Source organism: Microbulbifer variabilis, from assembly GCF_020524905.1.
Lineage (GTDB): Bacteria > Pseudomonadota > Gammaproteobacteria > Pseudomonadales > Cellvibrionaceae > Microbulbifer > Microbulbifer variabilis_A.
This window is the reverse complement of record NZ_JAIVKI010000001.1, coordinates 72,323-87,869: the sequence shown is the minus strand read 5'-3', so window position 1 is coordinate 87,869 and position 15,547 is coordinate 72,323. Positions and strand designations below refer to the sequence as shown.

The window sequence follows — 15,547 nt, the reverse complement described above, 5'->3', positions numbered from 1 at the left end:
GCCAAAGGAACCCACCGAGAATAACAACTCGAGTGCCGCTCCAAATAACTGACAGAAGCTTGAAGACCGCACCCGCCACAGGAAGTTGAAACCGATGAAAAGAAGTAACCGCAAAGAGTCGCGAGGCCGCCAGTTGCGTCCACTGAAGAAACTGATCGCCGCAACCCTGCTGGGCTTCGGCGCCATGCAGGCCCAGGCCGACACCCTGTGGGACATCTATATGCAGGCGCTGGATAACGATCCCCAGTTAGCCGCAGATCGCGCCGCCTACCACGCTGGGGTTGAAGCTAAAAACCAGCTGCGCGCTCCTCTGTTGCCGCAGGTGAATGCCTTTATCGAAGCTAAAAGAAGGCACCAATACGATCAGTTAAATCAGGTTGCACCTATTGATGTTGATCCAGATGAAAATGTGGACCAACTAGAATTGGTTGAGTTTCTTACTCGAACAACAGGTACCACCCAAGACAGAACATATAATGCGACACTAAGCCAGGCTATCTTTGATGCTCCCGCCTGGTTTGGCTATCAGCAAGGCAAGAAGCTAACCGAACTGGCCACGGCAGAATATAGCGCCAACCAGCAGGATATGATGATCCGTGTAGCTACCGCCTACTTCGATGTGTTGCGGGCCTTTGATGTACTAGAAGCAGCCGTCTCTGAAGAAAAAGCTCTGGCCAAGCAGCTGGAACAGACCCAGCAGCGCTTTGAAGTGGGCCTGACCGCTATTACCGATGTGTATGACTCCCAAGCCGCCTACGACAGCTCTGTAGCACGACGTCTCACCGCTCAGGATAGCCTGCTCAGTAACTTCGATGCCCTCTCGGTGCTTACTGGTGGCTACCACGATGAAGTTGCGCCGCTGGTAGAGAGCTTTCAAGTGGCTCCACCGGTGCCCGCAGATCGCGCCGACTGGGTCGATTTTGCCCTGGCCAATAACTTCACCTTGAAAGCCTCACGCCTTAATGCCGAGGCAGCCCGCTACAATGCCCGTGCTGCTGCTAGCGAACACCTGCCCACACTGACAGGTTCTCTTTCTTACAACAAATTTACAAGAAATGGTGATGTTCGCGAACGAGTAATGTATGAGAACTTTCCAGAACTGGAGCAAGATGAAACATTCCCTCTCGATTTAGATAATCGCGAGTCAGCCGCTGCGATCTCTCTGAATATCCCCATCTACACCGGCGGTCTGCTCAGCGCCAATCGCCGTGAGGCGCGCAACCTATCCTTCCAGGCCCAGGATCTGCGCAACCTGACCGAGCGTAATACCATCCAGACCACCCGCACCCTGCACCGCGCGGTAGTCACCGATGTATCCCGCGTATCGGCTCGGCAACAGGCAGTGGTTTCCGCCAAAAGCGCCCTAGAAGCAACTCAGGCGGGCTATGAAGTGGGCACGCGAAATATCGTCGATGTATTGCTGGCTCAGCGCACTCTGTTCCAGTCACAGACGGATTATGCCAATGCCCTCTACGACTACATTCTTAACACCCTGAGCCTCAAGCAAGTGGCGGGCCTGCTGTCACCCAAAGACCTGCAGGAACTGGACACCATGCTGAACCCAACACGCCATGTATCCCGTGTTGCCGAAGCCGGCGCCGCCGGTCCTTCCAAGTAAACTCGACTTTAGTGAGTGGATATAAATCCACTCACTAGTCCTCCAAACCAGGCATCAAGCCTTCAATTTCATCCAACAGACGCTGCAAAGCGCCGCTGTTTTCCTGAGCGACATCCTTACCGCGCTGGCCTGCAGAGATACGTTCATGGTCATTTTTTAACCAATTCTTCAGCTGAGTAGCTAAAGCGGCTGCATCTTCGGCAATTTCCATACCGCCTGCAGCTTTCAATAGCTGGGCAACCGTAGCGAAGTTATGCAGGAAAGGCCCACACACAACAGGAACTCCCCAGGCCGCTGGCTCAATCATATTGTGCCCGCCGACGGGGACCAGACTGCCACCCACAAAGGCCATATCGCAGGCACCAAAGAAGCGCAGTAACTCTCCCATGGTATCCCCCAGGAGTATTTGATCGCGGGCGGATGGCGCCCGCCCCTCACTGCGCCTAGTCACTCTGAAGCCTCGCTCCTGACAGAGTCGCGCAACACTATCAAAACGCTGGGGGTGTCGGGGGACCAATACCAGAAGTAAATCTGCAAAGGTTTCGACCAGCACGTTGTAAGCATCCAGGATAATTTCATCCTCACCAGCGTGAGTACTGGCCGCCAGCCACACCTTACGCCCCTTTGGGCCACGCCACTGGTGAGCCAGAACCTGAGCCTCACTAGCCAGCCCCAAATCGATATCCAGGTCAAACTTGATATTGCCACTGGCCTGCACCCGCTGGGAAGGCAAGCCTAAATCGATAAATCGCTGGGCATCGACATCATATTGGGCGACAACCCTGTCCAGGTCAGCCAACATCGACCGGGTAAGCCTCGGCAGCTTCCCATAGCCGCGGGCAGATTTCTCGCTGAGCCGGGCATTGGCCAACAATGAGGGAATATTGTGTTGTTTGCAGAGATGCAGAAGGTTCGGCCACAGTTCAGTTTCCACAATCACCAGCATATTTGGACGCAAGGCCTGCAGGAATGGAGTCAGGCATTCGGGAAGATCATAGGGCAGGTAGTAGTGCAGCAGACGGCCGCCAAGAATGGGGCGCAACGCCTCGGTCACGCGCTCTGAGCCAGTGGGAGTGCTCGTTGTCACCAACCACTGCCAATGGGGATGGCGAGCCGCTAGCTGGGCAATCACCGGTATCGCCGCCAGTGTTTCGCCCACGGAAACTGAGTGTACCCAAAGCAGCGGTGTCCGGCTGAGGCGTTCCGGCACTTTTCCCAGCCGCTCTCCAAGGCGCTGCCGATACTCGGGCTGGCTGCGACCACGCCACCAAAGACGCAACAAAACAAACGGAATCGCCGCTCGAAAAATAAAGGTATACAGGACTCGCATCGACAAAAAGGGTTTCACAAGAAGTAAACAAATGCTGGTAGGCTGTACCACCAACTGTACTGGATTAGGCTTCACTGCATATAATGAGTCTTCTGCCAGGAAACCAAGGCCTGGTCATCATATCATTGGCAGAACATTTTCTTCTTGGTTACTCGGAGCTGGTCACTTGAAAGTTGTGCAACTACTGCCCGCCTTGAACTCGGGCGGAGTTGAACGCGGAACCGTGGATTTTGCCCGTGCACTGGTCCGAGCAGGACACCAATCCATTGTCATTTCCAATGGTGGCCGTATGGTGGAGCAGCTGCAGCGCGAAGGCTCACAGCATATCACCTTACCAATCCACAAAAAGTCCCTTACCAGCCTGCTACAGGTACGCCCTCTGCGTAGGCTGCTGCATGAACTCAATGCGGACATTCTGCACGTTCGCTCCCGAGTGCCGGCCTGGCTTACTTACCTGGCCTGGAAAAAAATGCCTAAGCATAGCCGCCCCAGGCTGCTGAGCACCGCACATGGGCTCTACTCCATCAACCGCTACAGCGCAATTATGGCGAAAACCGAACAGGTTATCGCCATCTCCCGATGCGTAAACGATTACCTGCTGGAGAACTATCCCAAAGACCTGCAGAGGCCCCCTCAGATTGTCTACCGAGGGGTGGATACCGCCGAGTTTCACCCAGGGATAAGTCTTCCGGCTGACTGGTTGGAACAGACATGCAGCGAGTTTCCGCAGCTCCAGGGAAAGCGCTGGCTATTATTGCCGGGGCGCTTGACCCGCTGGAAAGGCCAGGAAGATTTTATTGAGCTAATTGCCAAGCTCGCTCCTGTAAACCCCCATATTCATGGAATAATCCTCGGTGGCAGCGAAGCGAATAAGGTCCATTACGAACAAGAGCTAAAAGAGAAAGTGCAAAAGCTGGGTATTGGGGATCACATCAGCTTTGTTGGGCACCGCTCTGATATCCGCTACTGGTATAAACAGTCTGCTCTGGTTTTCAACCTCTCGCAGCGCCCGGAGCCATTTGGACGCACGGTGATCGAAGCGGCTGCGATAGGCGCACCGATTATCGGTTATGACATCGGTGGCCCAGCCGAATCCCTACAAGCTTGTTTTCCACAGGGGCTGGTGAATAAAGGGGATCAGCAAATGCTCCTCGAGCGCACACTCGAATTACTGGACGCTCCCCTGCTGAAACCTTATCTCACCGAGGAATTTACTTTAGAGCGACAGGCTGCCCATACCATGGAAATCTATCGCACAATGCTCGACAGCAGAAAGGGTGCGGCACAATGATAGATTTGAATAACCGTGAGCCCTTCGCCAGTGGGGGAAATCGCTTTTGCTACCAGCATCCACAAGACTCCCTTTTATGTGTCAAAGTGATGCGCCCAGGGCGCACTCAGATACTGTTGGATAGGGCCCCCTGGTATAAACGATGGCGCGGCCTGGACAGCTTTGACGATAACCTGCGCGAGCAGGAGGGTTATAGTCAGAGAGCACTACAGCAGGATCGGACCGGACTATGGCAACACCTGCCTCGCTGGTATGGCATTCAGCAGACCAGCCTCGGACCAGCGGCTGTAACAGATATGGTTTTAGATGAGAGCGGGGCTCCAGCCCCCACTCTACGTCAGTACTTAATCAAACACGGTTTGGATAGTGAAGTGCGTACGGCGCTGCAAGAATTTGCCGGCTGGTTACTGGAATACGAAGTACTGACCAAAAACCTAATCGCTCACAACCTGGTTTTACGTCGAGAAAATGGGCGTTTGCAGATCTACCTTATCGATGGCTTAGGTTGTGCCTCTTTCCTGCCGCTGCCGCGATTTTCCCGCTTTTTTGCCAGCCGTTATATCCACCGTCGTATCCAGCGTATGTGGCTTCGAGTGGAGTGGGAGGTTTCCGATAAGAAGGTACCCTGGAGAAAATTTGAGGCACGCGGCCTGAAAGGCTAATTTGCCAAGAGTCCGCAGCGACGTAATAGTGCCCTGGCACATAGCAGGTACTGGTCCAGCGGCTGACGCTCTGGCTGGGCCAATACTTCTTCCAGATGTTCACTGACCATTCCCTGATCGATCAGCCTTTGCACCGCGGCACGGACCTTATTGGACTTACCCCGGCCGGGAACCCGGATCACCCCTACCCGTGCGCGACTCTGCAGCGACTCAAACAGCATGGAAACACTGTCTTCACTCACCCAGATCTGCTCAGCTGTCGCCATCTGTTCCTGAACCCAACCGGGGGGACAAGAGTGCCAGTCGACAAGGCTGGCATTATCTCCAGACAGTTCCTCTAATGTGCCCCCTGGTGTTCGGCGGCTATTAGAAATCTGCCAATCCAGAGGCTGGCTCAATAGTGGCGCTATTTGGGTGCGAATCGCCTGAATATCCCAAGAATAATGTTTACTCGGACCACCGAGCAGTATCAATCCCCTTCCAACTTTTGGAGCTATATCGGGCAACGGCTCCGTCAGGGCGCCCTGACTGAGAATAATATTCTCCAGAGGCGGCGGCCGGTCGTGCTCGGGCACAATCGCAAAATCAAACCAGCTAAACGGCAGCTGTGGGCGGTTGATCGACACAATACGCCCACCAAAACGGTGGCGCGCGGCCAACATCGGCAAGCGGCTTTTTCGCCCAGTACCAATGAGGAAATCCGGTTTGGGCAGCTGGTTGAGCTGCTGTACTCGTCCCAGGAAGATACGCGAGGCACTCAACCCTGCCGGGATATCAATACTCTGAACCTGCCCGTCAAAACTTTTACCCAGGCCACAAACCAACGCCGCACTTTGTTTCTCATGCGCCCGGTTACCATCGAGAAAACGCCAAACCTTCAGCTGCAAAGCCAGTTAACCCCATTGGTAAAAGCCCGTAAGCATAACTTATTGCCTCCCTTTTGCCTCCCTTGCCACTAACAACACTAACAAGAGATATGCCGGGTACCTACCGTGGCAGGGTAGCAATATCTGATACACTTGCGCGCATGATTTTTGGGCAACACAGCCCCTCCAGCGACAGGTAATGGGATACTCATGAATGTAACGGTATTTGGCAGCGGTTACGTAGGACTAGTTCAAGCCGCAGTTTTGGCTGAAGTTGGCCACAATATTTTGTGCATTGATATTGATGAGAAGAAAGTCGAAGACCTGAAAAAAGGGATTATCCCCATCTATGAACCCGGCTTATCCCCGCTGATAGAGCGCAACCTGAAAAATGGCACTCTGAGTTTCAGCACTGATGCGTCACACGGCGTCGAGCATGGAGAAGTCATCTTTATCGCGGTAGGCACTCCTCCGGATGAAGACGGCTCAGCCGACCTTCGCCATGTGCTAGCGGTAGCCGGGTCTATCGCCACTTATATGAAAAGCCCTAAAGTAATCGTGAATAAATCAACGGTTCCCGTTGGCACCGCAGACTTGGTGAGCAAGGCGATTACTGATCAGCTAGCTGAGCGCAACGCCGAAGATATCTCCTTCGAAGTGGTATCAAACCCCGAGTTCCTCAAAGAGGGCTCTGCGGTCAGCGACTGTATGCGACCGGACCGTATCATTATTGGCACCCGCAGCGCCTCCGCAGAAAGCTCCCTACGCCAACTCTATGCGCCATTCAACCGCAACCATGAAAAAATCATCACCATGGATGTTCGCAGCGCAGAATTGGCCAAATACGCAGCTAATTGCATGTTGGCCACCAAGATCAGCTTTATGAATGAAATGGCACAAATCGCCGACCATGTGGGCGCTGATATTGAGCAGGTGCGCCAGGGTATTGGCTCCGATCCTCGCATTGGTTACCAATTTATCTACGCGGGCATCGGTTACGGCGGCTCATGTTTCCCCAAAGATGTAAAAGCACTGATATCGACGGCAACCCAAATGGGAGTATCCCCCGGTATTTTGAATGCTGTGGAGGAGCGCAACCAGACCCAGAAGAGCTACCTGCTACAAAAAATCACCAAACATTTTGGTGAGGATCTGAAAGGGAAAACCTTTGCCTTGTGGGGACTTGCTTTTAAACCCAACACTGACGACATGCGCGAGGCACCCAGCCGTACCTTAATGGAACAACTCTGGCAGCGCGGTGCAAAGGTCCAGGCCTTCGATCCTCAGGCAATGGAGGAGTGTCAACGGATATACGGTGTACGCGAAGATATGCACCTCTGTGGTACCAAAGAGGTTGCACTATCTGGAGCGGATGCACTGATTATCGCTACCGAGTGGCAACAATTTAAAGCCATTGATGCTCAGGCCGTTATTAATGCGTTAAACAATCCGGTTATTTTTGATGGCCGTAACCTCTATGAGCCCCTGCATATGGCCGAGAGTGGGATTGAATATTATTGCGTGGGGCGACCAAAAGGATAAGCCGATCTTAACGTATTGAGGGGGAACTCCCCCTCATAATCACTGGCTAAGAGCCTGAGTTTGCTCAGTAGCGCTCTTACTTTTAAAAATATGGGTAACGATACCCGCAACTACAATGCCAAATATATAATGGCCGCTGGAATAGAAAAGATAAGATTCGAAGCAGTTAGCAATCAGCCAAAGAACCATAAAACCAATATAAAATAAGAAGAAATCCCCCGGTAAAAAGCCCTTGCGCCAGCTTTTATAAGCTGCCAAGAATAGCCAGCAATTTAATGCTCCCCATACCAAGGCCCCTAGAAACCCATAGTTCACTAGTAGATCAAGATAACTATTGTGCAGATGCCCAATAGAATTTTGAAACTCCGATGGCATATCCTGCAGGCTTTGGATAACAAGACGCCGACCCTTACCACCCCAACCGAGCAATGGGCGTTCGGCTATCCAATTAATCGCCGCATGCCAGCTGTGGACCCTAACACCGATACTGGAATAGGGGATCGATTCAAGGTTGCCTGAGAGCAAGGCATCCACCGTATTCCTCTCTAGCCCGAGGCGATTGATCACTACATCCCCAACTTTCATCCAAAGGGCGATCATAGCTACACCGATAACCGCCCCCCAAGAAAGCAGACGCAACCAAATGTCCTTACCCTGCTTGCGAAAAACTACCACCAGGTAAACTATTAGTAGAGTGAGCAGAGATATTGCCAAAGCAAACCAAATCGCGCGGGTCTGTGTATAAAGAACAGCCAGTGCACATATTCCAACAGCCGCCACCCAGGCCAAACTCGAAACGGATACCAGTCGTGAATATCTCAATATGCGTTTTGTAAAAACAGCTAAGCCGAGCAGCGCAACACCGAAGAGAAGTGCGGTGTGTTGGGCATTATGAAAGCCAAATTCGACCCGTTGCCCCATGGCTCCATATGCCCACTCAGAAAACCCGCCTCCCGCAATCCAGGGAGCCAATAGTAGGGCGATTAAAGCCGTCAACCAGAGGATTAAAGTGTTGCGAGTACTGCCCCCCAACCAACAAGCAATAGCAGCAAATAAAAACCACTGCCCCATACGGTGAAGTTTTGGCGAGGACTCGGCCCAATTGGGATATTCAACCAGCATGCCAGCCCAAGATAACACCTGGACTAGTAAGGAGGCAGCGAAAAACCACCCAACTGGTGAATTCAGCCAATTTCTTCCACGTGTAAAAAGCACCCAAAGAGTAAGAACAATAAAAAGGGTTTTTGAGATATCTGCCAAGTTGCTCGCTAAGGGAAATAATGCCGCATAAAGGAGTAGCAGAGCTGCTCCGAGCATTTGTAGATTTGCCGATACGTCGATCAACTCATTGCGCTGCCAAAATTGAAAAAATATGCTTTTCCAATCCTTCACAAAGTTTTTAATTGATAACACCAGCGACTCCCACGGCCCTTAATGACTCATGATTCTGTATCCCATCAAACAGAGGCAAAGATTGAACTCACCATTCAACGCTTTCGATTCACACTAAACCTGCGATGGGCAGACACCCACAGAATACAGAGAAATAATTAACTTGGGCATTCTACGAGAACAGCGAGCAGGGTACTACTTTCCCCTGGGGAAGAACTGAGAAAGGAGCCCTTAGGCTCCCTCCTATCTGAAGTGGGCTAAGTCGATGTTTGTTAGTCTAGGCAACAGCAATATGACTGCCATCGTGTTGTAGACCGGTGTCATCTACATCACTCAACCAACCACGGTGCGCAATGCTGCGGCCATGCACGACATCAAAATAAAGTCCCTGTAAACGGCCGGTGATTGGGCCGCGGCGGCCGCTGCCTATAGATCGTCCATCAAGCATGCTGATGGGTAGAACTTCTGCGGCTGTCCCGGTAAAAAAGGCCTCATCGGCGATATAGACCTCATCCCGGGTGATACGTTTTTCGGCTACGCGATAGCCGCATTCCCTGGCCAGCTCGATCACTGTATCGCGGGTGATACCATCCAGGCAGGAGGTCAGCTCTGGGGTATAGATAGTCCCGTCCCTGACAATAAAGAAATTCTCTCCACTGCCCTCGGCCACATAGCCCTCTGGATCAAGCAATAACGCCTCTTCACAACCATTGCGAATCGCCTCCTGCAGGGCCAACATCGAGTTGATGTAATTGCCGTTTGCTTTGGCTTTGCACATGCTGATATTGACGTGATGACGGGTATAAGAGGACGTATTGACCTTGATACCGCGCTCTAGTGCCTCTGGGCTCATATAGCTAGGCCACTCCCAGGAAGCGACAATCACATGGGTCTTGAGCCCCTCTGCACGCAGCCCCATGCCTTCAGATCCGTAAAACACCATCGGTCGCAGATAGGCGTGCTGGAGGTTGTTTTCCCTTACCACAAGGCGTTGGGCCTCATTTAACTCATCCGCGTCATAAGGCATCGGGATATTCATGATTTTCGCAGAGCGGAATAAACGGCGGGTATGATCCTGCAGGCGAAAGATACTGGCTCCGCGATCGGTCTCATAAGCGCGCACCCCCTCAAAAACCCCCATTCCGTAATGCAGGGTATGAGTTAGAACGTGCACACGCGCATCGCGCCAGGGAACCAATTCACCATCAAACCAGATAACGCCATCGCGGTCGGCAAAAGACATAAGGCAACTCCTACAAATCCTGAAAAACAGTTTAATCGGGCAGCAGGATGAAGCTGGGGTTTAACCGAGCAATTGCTGCCAGTTTGTTAGAACGGTCTTTCTTTCCGCTGTGAAGCGGTCATCGCTCACTATCCCTGGCAGTTGTTGTAGTGCCAGGCGATGACCTTCAGATCGGTAGGCTTTGTAGGCGTCGATCAGATGCTCGACCTGTTTGGACGGCATCAGGCCCGCATCATTCAGACTTTCGAGAATGCGAATATTATCGGTATATCGCACGATCGAGGGCGCAGTTTGTGCCCAGGCCAGAGCAGCATATTGAACCAAAAATTCAATATCGACAATACCACCCGGGCCGTGCTTCAGGTCGAAATTTTGATCATTGCTCTTATCCAAGTGAGAGCGCATTTTATCGCGCATCCCGACTACTTCCTCGCGTAATTTCCCCTCATTTCTCGCTTCGCAAAGCAATCTCAGGCGCAAGGCTTCAAAGTCCCTGCAAAGCTGTTCTCCACCCGCCACCGGGCGCGCACGCACCAATGCCTGGTGCTCCCAGGTCCAGGCGCTTTCGCGCTGATATTTTTCAAAGGCTTTCATGGAGGTGACCAACAGTCCCGAATTGCCCGAGGGGCGCAGACGGGTATCCACCTCGTAAAGTGGGCCGCTCAAAGTACGCGTCTGTAAGATATGGATCAGGCGCTGCGCCAAGCGGGTATAGAAACGCAGGTTGTCGATGCTGGTATCGCCATCGGTGTAACCTTGAGGATCAGCGTCGTGTACAAAGACAATATCCAGATCTGAACCGTGGGATAATTCCAGTCCCCCAAGCTTGCCGTAGGCGACAATGGCAAAATGCATATTCTCCGCCGTGGCCCCAGCTGGCAGACCGTATTTGTCCACCATCTGTGCCCAGGCTAAATTGAGCGACTGCTGTAATATCCCCTCTGCCAGCCAGGTGAGTGAGTCGCTCACCTTCATCAATGGCAATGCACCGCTGACCTCTTGGGCGGCAATACGCAGGCTCTGGCTCTGTTTGAAGTAGCGTAGTGTTTCCATCTGCTGCTCCAGATCCGCGGGATCGACACGCAGCAGTTCCCGACGCAGCTCATCGGCAATATCCTCCGCCGTGGCGGGTACCAACAGGCGGCGAGAATCCAGTAGCTCGTCCAACAGGATAGGGTGATGCGCAAGCTGCTCAGCGATCCGCGGGCTGGCACTACACAGCTGTACCAATTGGCTGAGCACAGGGGGATTTTCATTGATCAGCACCAGGTAGGCGCTGCGGCGCAACACCGAGCGCACCAGGGGAAGCACCCGACCGAGTATCAGCTGCGGCCTTTCCTGCAAGCTGGCTGCGGCCAGCAGCAAGGGCATAAAGTGATCCAAGCGCTCACGTGAAGATGCGGGAAGTGCCATCACCATCGGGGAGTGATTGAGATCCCGCAGCAGCTCCAGAGCCTCCAGTGCCGGACTGAAACCCGCATTTTCCAGGGTCTGCAGATTTATCTCTTCACTACCTTCGTCGCCACAGCTACTCCACAACCCCTGCCATTCTTCCGCTACATGGGGCTCGGCGATCTCCTCCGGTGGCGCAATAACCGTATCGAACTCCCGCTCCACCACATTGCGAACGGCAGCCAACTCTCTAGACAGCTGGTCCCAGTTGTCACGACCGAGGGCGAATGCGAGCCGCTCGCGTTCTACGGTGTCCTGCGGCAGCGCCTGGGTCTGCTGATCCTTATAGGCCTGCAAAGCGTGCTCTACCCGGCGCAGCAGCAGGTAGCAGTTGCCCAACTCATCGGCGACACCTGACTCCACATGGCCGTCAGCTTCCAGTAATGGCAGAATTTTTAATAAATTGCGTTCTCGCAATGCCGGCACACGCCCACCACGAATCAACTGGAAAGCCTGCACGATGAACTCCAGCTCGCGAATACCACCGCGCCCCAACTTGATATTGTCGATCAGCCCGCGGGCACGCACCTGTCGCTGTATGAGAGCCTTCATCTCGCGCAGGGCGTCGATAGCACTGAAATCGATATAACGACGGTAGGTGAATGGCCGCAATAGCTCCATTAACTCAGCAGCAACGCCTTGATCGCCAGCTACCGGGCGCGCCTTGACCATGGCGTAACGCTCCCATTCTCGCCCCTGGGTCTGGTAGTAATCCTCCAGCGCAGCGAAATGGCTCACCAAGGGGCCGCTATCACCGTAGGGTCGCAGACGCATATCCACGCGAAACACAAAGCCTTCGGCATTAATGGCATCGAGGGATTTAATCAGTCGCTGACCCAGGCGCTGGAAAAATTTCTGGTTTTCCACGCACTGATCGCCGTCGGTATGTCCAGGTTCGGGGTAGGCAAAAATCAGGTCGATATCAGAGGAGAGATTCAGCTCGCGCGCGCCCAGCTTGCCCATACCGAGCACCACCAGAGACTGTGCTCGTCCGCTTCTATCCCGGGGCTCGCCATATCGCTGGGCCAGCTGGCTGTGGTGCCACTGCAGAGCCGTATTGATAGCAAGCTCTGCCAGTTCGCTGAGACGCAGGCAGGCCCTGGGGATATCCCACTGGCCTGCAAAGTCACGGAAAATAACCTCGGCGATCGCTCGGTTGCGCAGCTGCCGTAGGGCCAGATCTAAAGTTTCATCGCTATCAAAACTGCGTAGCTGCAGGCCCAAATCATCTTGCTGCAGTAACTCCAAAAGAAAACCCGGATGGCGCCGGCACTGTCGAGAAAAGAATTCTGAACCGATAAAGCTGCGTGCCAGTGCCAGCCCAAGCGCTTGATCTTGCAGCAACGCCTCGACTTCGACGGCCACTGCCGGGCCCACAGCCTCGCTCCAGTCTCGCCACAGAGTCTGCAATTGCGGGCGCAGAGGTTCGGGGCAGATAGCACTATCAATCATGCGGAATCGATCCTTATTTCCAAATGAGGAATTCTGCAGGGGCAGCACTCCCGCCCCACAATTTTTAAACTCAACCTACCTTTCGGGAATTGGGCTCTATTAAAAAGCGATATCCGGCGGCGGTGCTACACGTAATACTTCCGCCACGGTAGTGAGGCCAGCAGCCACTTTCTTGGCCCCCGATAAGCGCAGACTGTTCATACCCTCGCGCATAGCCTGCCGACGAAGCTGTTGTAAGTCACAATCTGGAGTGATGATGGTTTGCACCGTTTCACTGAACGGCAGGATTTCATAGATACCCTGACGCCCCTTGTAACCGGTATTGCGGCAGTCCAGACAGCCCTCAGGGGCATACACTTTTTCTGGCATAGGGGCTTTCCAGGGCCGTACCAGGGAATGCCAATCCGCCTCATCGATGGTGTCTTCGCGCTTGCAGGAAGGACATAGGGTTCGCACCAGACGCTGAGCCATAACCCCAAGGATGGTGGACTTAAGCAAGTAATGAGGCAAACCCAAATCCAGCAAACGAGTCACCGCCGTGGGGGCATCGTTAGTGTGTAGAGTGGAGATCACCAGGTGGCCGGTCAGTGCCGCCTGTACCGCCATCTGCGCGGTTTCCAGATCGCGGATCTCCCCCACCATGATGATGTCCGGGTCCTGGCGCATCAGGGTGCGGATGCCCGCAGCAAAATCGAAGCCGATAGCGTGGTGTACCTGGGTCTGGTTAAAGCTCTCTTCCACCATCTCGATGGGATCTTCCACAGTGGAGACATTAACCGCACTGGTGGCCAGCTGCTTAAGGCCGGTATACAGGGTGGTGGTCTTACCCGAACCGGTAGGGCCTGTCACCAGCACAATGCCGTTAGGCCGTGCCAGCATCGCCTGCCAGCGGGCCAGGTCGGTGCCGGCAAGCCCCAGGTCGCTGTAGGAGCGCGCCAGTACCTCGGGATCGAAGATACGCATCACCAGCTTTTCGCCAAAGGCGGTAGGCAGGGTGGAAAGACGCAATTCCACTTCGCTGCCATCGGGACGTTTAGTCTTGATTCGGCCGTCCTGGGGTTTGCGCTTCTCCGCCACATTCATACGCCCAAGGATTTTTAGGCGACTGGTTACCGCCGCATTGACCTGATCGGGCAGCTCGTGAATCGGATGGAGGACTCCATCGATGCGGAAACGAATTCGCCCCACCTGGCGCCGGGGTTCGATATGTATATCACTGGCGCGCTGATCGAAAGCATGCTGCAACAGCCAGTCGACGATATTGACGATATGCTGGTCATTGGCCTCTGGATCTTTCAGGCTACCCAGCTCCAACAGCTGCTCGAAATTATTCGCCGCAGAGGTGCCCTGCAGCCCACTGGCGCCAGAAATAGAGTTCGCCAGGGAGTAAAACTCCACACAGTAGCGCTTGATATCCGCCGGGTCTGCCACCACCCGCCGCACCCGGCGCCCACTGGTATGTTCCAGCTGCTCCTCCCAACCGTGGGTAAAGGGCTGGGCCGTGGCCACGGTTAGTTCTTCTGCGCCGGCTTCGACACACAGAATCTGGTGACGCTTGGCGAACTGGAAGCTCATTACCTCGGTCACCGCGCTCACATTCACCTTGAGCGGGTCGATATGGTAGAGGGGGTGATCAGCGCTCTCCGCCAGCCAGGCACTGAGCAAATCGTCGCCCAGCAAAATACCTGGGGCCTTTTGGTTGGCCAGGTCGCAGCTGGCGATATAACTGAGAGGATGCATCTGCGCCTGCTCAGCGGTACGCGGCGTGCCCACAATACGGTTCGCATCCAGCCTGCTCACGTAGCCCTGGGCAACGAGATCCTCCAGCAATCCACGTAAATCCAGCAACCTGTCCGCCGCTCTGCTCTCTGTCATTGGCATGCCCCCTTATTCTCATATGACGACGCATTGTAGCCCTATCAACTAGCGGGGACAGTGCATCGTTAACGCACTATTACCGAAGTGGCCCCGATTGGGGTACCATGCCGCCGTTTTCGCACCCTGAGCAATGGAGCAAACCATGGCCCTGTCGAATATTGCCAATCTGTTTGGCCGCTCACCGATCAAACCGATCGAGAAGCACATGGCTACGGCCCACGAGGCTTCGGCCGACCTGATCCCGTTCTTCGACGCCCTGATTAAAGGCGACTTGAAGGAGGCGGAACAGATTCAATTGCGTATCTCTGCTACAGAGAACCGCGCCGATGACATCAAGAGAGATCTACGCCTGCACCTGCCGGACAGCCTGTTTATGCCTGTTTCCCGCTCCGACCTGCTGGAGCTGTTGCACGCCCAGGACGAAGTGGCCAACACGGCACAGGATATCGCCGGGCTGGCAATTGGTCGGAAAATGCAGATTCCCGAGAGCCTGCAATCTCTGATGACCACATTTGTTGAAAGCGCCGTGGCTACTTCCGCCCAGGCCCTGCGCGCGATCAATGAACTGGATGAATTGCTGGAGAGTGGCTTTGCCGGGCGCGAGGTGACTATCGCCAAGCGCATGACCGAAGAGCTGGATGAGCTGGAGCGCAAGTCGGACAAGCTGGAAATTGAAATTCGCGCCTCTCTGTTCGCGATCGAAAAAGACTTACCGCCGGTAGATGTGATGTTCCTCTACCGGGTGATTGAATGGATCGGCGAGCTTGCTGATCGCGCCCACAGCGTGGGCAACCGTTTGCAGTTGTTGTTGGCACGTTAGG

General features: G+C 54.0%; 11 protein-coding genes. 5 read left to right on the top strand and 6 right to left on the bottom strand.

The genetic code is table 11. From position 1 onward, the window contains the following. Positions 1-94 precede the first annotated feature (94 nt). On the top strand, positions 95-1,618 hold the full coding sequence (locus LC073_RS00365; RefSeq protein WP_226642179.1) for a TolC family outer membrane protein: 1,524 nt from the start codon (positions 95-97) through the stop codon (positions 1,616-1,618). A 34-nt stretch (positions 1,619-1,652) separates the two neighbouring features. Here LC073_RS00365 and waaA read toward each other — a convergent pair whose 3' ends face one another. Beyond that, positions 1,653-2,948 carry a lipid IV(A) 3-deoxy-D-manno-octulosonic acid transferase gene (gene waaA, locus LC073_RS00360; protein ID WP_226643263.1) on the bottom strand — a complete coding sequence of 432 codons (1,296 nt, stop codon included), beginning with the start codon at positions 2,946-2,948 and terminating at the stop codon, positions 1,653-1,655. A gap of 175 nt (positions 2,949-3,123) precedes the next feature. Between waaA and LC073_RS00355 the strand changes: the two genes are divergently transcribed. Both LC073_RS00355 and LC073_RS00350 read left to right on the top strand, forming a co-directional pair. Further along, entirely contained in the window at positions 3,124-4,239 is a 1,116-nt protein-coding gene (locus LC073_RS00355; protein WP_226643262.1) for a glycosyltransferase family 4 protein, read from the top strand. Further along, entirely contained in the window at positions 4,236-4,901 is a 666-nt protein-coding gene (locus LC073_RS00350) for a YrbL family protein (protein WP_226642177.1), read from the top strand. The genes LC073_RS00355 and LC073_RS00350 overlap by 4 nt, the downstream gene beginning before the upstream one ends. On the opposite strand, the gene LC073_RS00345 is transcribed toward LC073_RS00350, so the two are convergent. Then, entirely contained in the window at positions 4,898-5,788 is an 891-nt protein-coding gene (locus tag LC073_RS00345; RefSeq protein ID WP_226642175.1) for an ELM1/GtrOC1 family putative glycosyltransferase, read from the bottom strand. The two genes, LC073_RS00350 and LC073_RS00345, sit on opposite strands and share 4 nt — an antisense overlap. 189 nt (positions 5,789-5,977) lie before the next feature. Between LC073_RS00345 and LC073_RS00340 the strand changes: the two genes are divergently transcribed. Then, a complete protein-coding gene (locus LC073_RS00340; protein ID WP_226642174.1) occupies positions 5,978-7,309 on the top strand; it encodes a UDP-glucose dehydrogenase family protein in 1,332 nt (443 codons plus the stop codon). 39 nt (positions 7,310-7,348) lie between these two features. Here LC073_RS00340 and LC073_RS21765 read toward each other — a convergent pair whose 3' ends face one another. The 4 genes from LC073_RS21765 to LC073_RS00320 form a co-directional block, all read right to left on the bottom strand. Further along, positions 7,349-8,722, bottom strand: a complete 1,374-nt coding sequence (locus LC073_RS21765) for an O-antigen ligase family protein (protein WP_226642172.1) — start codon at positions 8,720-8,722, stop codon at positions 7,349-7,351. A gap of 256 nt (positions 8,723-8,978) precedes the next feature. Further along, a complete protein-coding gene (locus LC073_RS00330; protein WP_226642170.1) occupies positions 8,979-9,944 on the bottom strand; it encodes a branched-chain amino acid transaminase in 966 nt (321 codons plus the stop codon). Positions 9,945-10,004: 60 nt separating this feature from the next. Continuing rightward, positions 10,005-12,848 (bottom strand): bifunctional [glutamate--ammonia ligase]-adenylyl-L-tyrosine phosphorylase/[glutamate--ammonia-ligase] adenylyltransferase, encoded by a 2,844-nt coding sequence (gene glnE, locus LC073_RS00325; protein ID WP_226642168.1) that lies wholly within the window; start codon positions 12,846-12,848, stop codon positions 10,005-10,007. A gap of 99 nt (positions 12,849-12,947) precedes the next feature. Further along, positions 12,948-14,723 carry a GspE/PulE family protein gene (locus tag LC073_RS00320; RefSeq protein WP_226642166.1) on the bottom strand — a complete coding sequence of 592 codons (1,776 nt, stop codon included), beginning with the start codon at positions 14,721-14,723 and terminating at the stop codon, positions 12,948-12,950. Between the two features lie 145 nt (positions 14,724-14,868). On the opposite strand from LC073_RS00320, the gene LC073_RS00315 reads away from it, so the two are divergent. Then, entirely contained in the window at positions 14,869-15,546 is a 678-nt protein-coding gene (locus tag LC073_RS00315) for a TIGR00153 family protein (RefSeq protein ID WP_152455299.1), read from the top strand. The last annotated feature ends 1 nt before the right edge of the window (position 15,547 follow it).

What these genes read in the sequence shown, in the direction of transcription:
- LC073_RS00365 (WP_226642179.1), top strand. Translation starts at nt 95, where the DNA reads ATGAAAAGAAGTAACCGCAAAGAGTCGCGAGGCCGCCAGTTGCGTCCA.
- LC073_RS00340 (WP_226642174.1), top strand. Translation starts at nt 5,978, where the DNA reads ATGAATGTAACGGTATTTGGCAGCGGTTACGTAGGACTAGTTCAAGCC.
- LC073_RS00350 (WP_226642177.1), top strand. Translation starts at nt 4,236, where the DNA reads ATGATAGATTTGAATAACCGTGAGCCCTTCGCCAGTGGGGGAAATCGC.
- LC073_RS00330 (WP_226642170.1), bottom strand. Translation starts at nt 9,944, where the DNA reads ATGTCTTTTGCCGACCGCGATGGCGTTATCTGGTTTGATGGTGAATTG.
- waaA (WP_226643263.1), bottom strand. Translation starts at nt 2,948, where the DNA reads ATGCGAGTCCTGTATACCTTTATTTTTCGAGCGGCGATTCCGTTTGTT.
- LC073_RS00315 (WP_152455299.1), top strand. Translation starts at nt 14,869, where the DNA reads ATGGCCCTGTCGAATATTGCCAATCTGTTTGGCCGCTCACCGATCAAA.
- glnE (WP_226642168.1), bottom strand. Translation starts at nt 12,848, where the DNA reads ATGATTGATAGTGCTATCTGCCCCGAACCTCTGCGCCCGCAATTGCAG.
- LC073_RS00320 (WP_226642166.1), bottom strand. Translation starts at nt 14,723, where the DNA reads ATGACAGAGAGCAGAGCGGCGGACAGGTTGCTGGATTTACGTGGATTG.